The organism is Polaromonas sp. P1_G4 (genome assembly GCF_056405475.1).
Genome location: NZ_JBFUCA010000544.1, coordinates 1 through 2,716, shown reverse-complemented (window position 1 = coordinate 2,716; position 2,716 = coordinate 1). Strand labels below are relative to the sequence as shown.

Here is a 2,716-nt window from a genome sequence, read left to right as displayed (position 1 = left end):
CTACGCACCCGTCGTGAGCAACGGCGCCCTGGAAAAATTCCTCAACGACACCTTCTCCTCGTTGTCTGACACCGGCGCCGCCAAGGCCGCCAACGTGGAAGACCTCGAGAAGGCATATACCCTGCAATTCGACGTTCCCGGCCTGGCCCGCGAACAACTGGATATCGGCATTGAAGGCGACGTGGTTCGTGTCTCCAGCAAGGAAGACGCACCCCGCAAAATCAAGGCCGCATGGCGCTTCCCGCTGGAAATCGATACCGCCAACAGCAGCGCCAAACTGGAAAACGGCGTGTTGACCCTGACACTGGGCAAAAAAGTCCCTGTCAGCAACGTCACCCACCTCGACATCCAGTAACCACCGACCAAAGCCGGTTAGCCGTCCCTGCCAGCCGGGGCCGTGGAACCGGCTTTGCCGGGCCGCAGGCGCAGCGGCCCCCTCGGGGGGACGGGGAACTACGCGGCGCGAGCGACCGTGGGGGTCAAACTCCAGCGCGGCTTCACATCAAACGTGTAGTCGCGCTGAAGCGTTTCAAGCCCCGCCTGCAGCCGCATGCCGGCCGCCAGCGCAATCATGGCGCCGTTGTCGGTGCACAAATGCAGTTCCGGGTAATGCACACGAATACCGCGTTGCTTGCACACGGCATTGAGCTGGCTTCGCAGCAGCGCATTGGCGCCCACGCCGCCCGCCACCACCAGGCGTTTGAGCCCGGTTTGCGCCATGGCGGCCAGTGATTTTTTCACCAATACCTCCACGATCGCCGCCTGCGTGGATGCCGCGAGGTCGGCCTTGCGGCTGTCCAGCTCCGCACCCAATTTTTTGGCCTGAGTCAGCACTGCGGTTTTGAGCCCGGCAAATGAAAAATCCAGGTCACCACTGTGCAGCAAGGGTCGCGGCAACTTGAAGGCCGCGCAGTCGCCGTGCTCAGCCAGCTTCGACAGATGGGGCCCGCCGGGATAAGGCAAGCCCATCAGCTTGGCCGACTTGTCAAAAGCCTCACCTGCCGCATCGTCAATGGTTTCACCGAGCAATTCGTAACTGCCGACCCGGTCCACCCGCATCAGCTGGGTATGGCCGCCAGACACCAGCAGCGCCACAAAAGGAAACTCGGGCGGGTCGGCGCTCAGAARGGGCGACAGCAAATGCCCTTCCAGGTGATGCACACCCATCGCAGGCTTGCCCAGCGCCGCCGCCAGCGAGCAAGCAACACCCGCCCCCACCAGCAGCGCACCCGCAAGCCCAGGGCCGCGTGTATACGCCACCACATCCACTTGCGCCAGGCTGCTGCCCGCCTCGGCCATCACCTGATGCGTCAAAGGCAAGACACGCCGGATATGGTCCCGGCTCGCCAGCTCAGGCACCACACCACCATAAGCCTGGTGCATGTCGATCTGGCTGAACAAGGCGTGCGACAGCAGGCGCGGCACGCCACTGCCGCTGGCATCCACCAGCGCCACACCGGTTTCATCGCAACTCGATTCGATTCCCAAGACTCTCATCCTTCGAGTGTAAAGCCCCCCGTTCAGGCTCACTACGTGTAGCCTGCCCCCTCAAGGGGGCGGTGCCTGCGGTCTGGCAAAGCCAGTCCCGCGGCTCCCGCTGGTTGAGCCCCTCCTCAACCCAGCATGAGCCCTGGAACCGGCTTTGCCGGGCCGGAGGGCGGGCAGACCCCTCGGGGAGGTAAGGAGTTACACGCAGTGAATGACCGTGGGGGCACGTTTCTTGCACTAAATCCTGCATGACGCCGTCCCAATCCCTGCGCCTTGTCATCATCGCCCCGGACCTGCTGGAGTCCGTGTCCGATGACGACCATGCGCGGGAGCTGGCCGAGCGCTCGCGCCAGCTGCGCATCGGATTGCTGGAAAACGGTTACAACATCGTCGCGGTGCTCCCGGCCGATACCTTCCTGGACGAGCGCCTGGCGCAACTGCAACCCGACATGATCATCGTGGACGCCGAAAGCGAGGCCCGCGATTCGCTGGAGCATGTGGTGATGGCGACGCGGGACGCCCGTCGGCCCATCGTGCTGTTCACCAACGACAACGACACCAGCCACGTGAAGGATGCCGTCGCCGCCGGCGTGTCGGCCTATGTAGTGGCCGGCCTCTCCCCGGACCGCATTCGGCCTATCCTGGACGTGGCCATGGCGCGCTTTGAGCACGAGCAGGGCCTGCGCAAGGAACTGGCACACGCCAAAACAGAGCTGCATGACCGAAAAGTCATAGACCGGGCCAAGGGCATGCTGATGCAGCGCCAGGGCCTGACCGAACAGGCCGCCTTCGAAAAGCTGCGCAAGGCAGCGATGGATAAGGGCCTGCGGCTGGGCGAAGTCGCCCAGCGCATGCTCGACGCCCTGGATTTGCTGGGATAAATCCCGGGCCTGATCTCAGGTAACCCTCAATTGGTGCACCGCACAAATACGGTGCAAGCATCAAACCACCGCCTCGCACCGCCTTTCCCCGCAGCCACTGGTGCAGGCAGTGCGTCCGGGCACTTTCCCTTCTCAAAACGACCCGCTGTCACAGCACTCAGCATCGCTGGCACAGCTTTTGCAATGCCCTAGGCACTGGTCAAAGATGGCCAACCGGCACAGCACTTCAATGGCGAAGTGTGTGGTGCCCCCAAGGAACAAAGGCGTTCGCACCCTGCATCACGTTCAACGTGTTGCCCGGGTCGAGCGCCTTTTTGTTTTTGTCTTTCGTTTTAACTATCAGGAGC

The 2,716-nt window shown here is 62.9% G+C and carries 3 protein-coding genes; 2 read left to right on the top strand and 1 reads right to left on the bottom strand.

The features are described 5' to 3' along the window. The coding region (locus AC1D1X_RS20240; protein WP_477674070.1) for an Hsp20/alpha crystallin family protein at nucleotides 1–355 on the top strand (355 nt) is incomplete at its 5' end. Between the two features lie 98 nt (nucleotides 356–453). Here the strand turns inward: AC1D1X_RS20240 and tsaD are convergent. Continuing rightward, a complete protein-coding gene (tsaD, locus tag AC1D1X_RS20235; protein WP_477699004.1) occupies nucleotides 454–1,497 on the bottom strand; it encodes a tRNA (adenosine(37)-N6)-threonylcarbamoyltransferase complex transferase subunit TsaD in 1,044 nt (347 codons plus the stop codon). A 239-nt stretch (nucleotides 1,498–1,736) separates the two neighbouring features. On the opposite strand from tsaD, the gene AC1D1X_RS20230 reads away from it, so the two are divergent. Next, nucleotides 1,737–2,369, top strand: coding sequence for an ANTAR domain-containing response regulator (locus AC1D1X_RS20230; protein WP_477671583.1), 633 nt, complete (start codon nucleotides 1,737–1,739; stop codon nucleotides 2,367–2,369). Nucleotides 2,370–2,716: the final 347 nt, after the last annotated feature.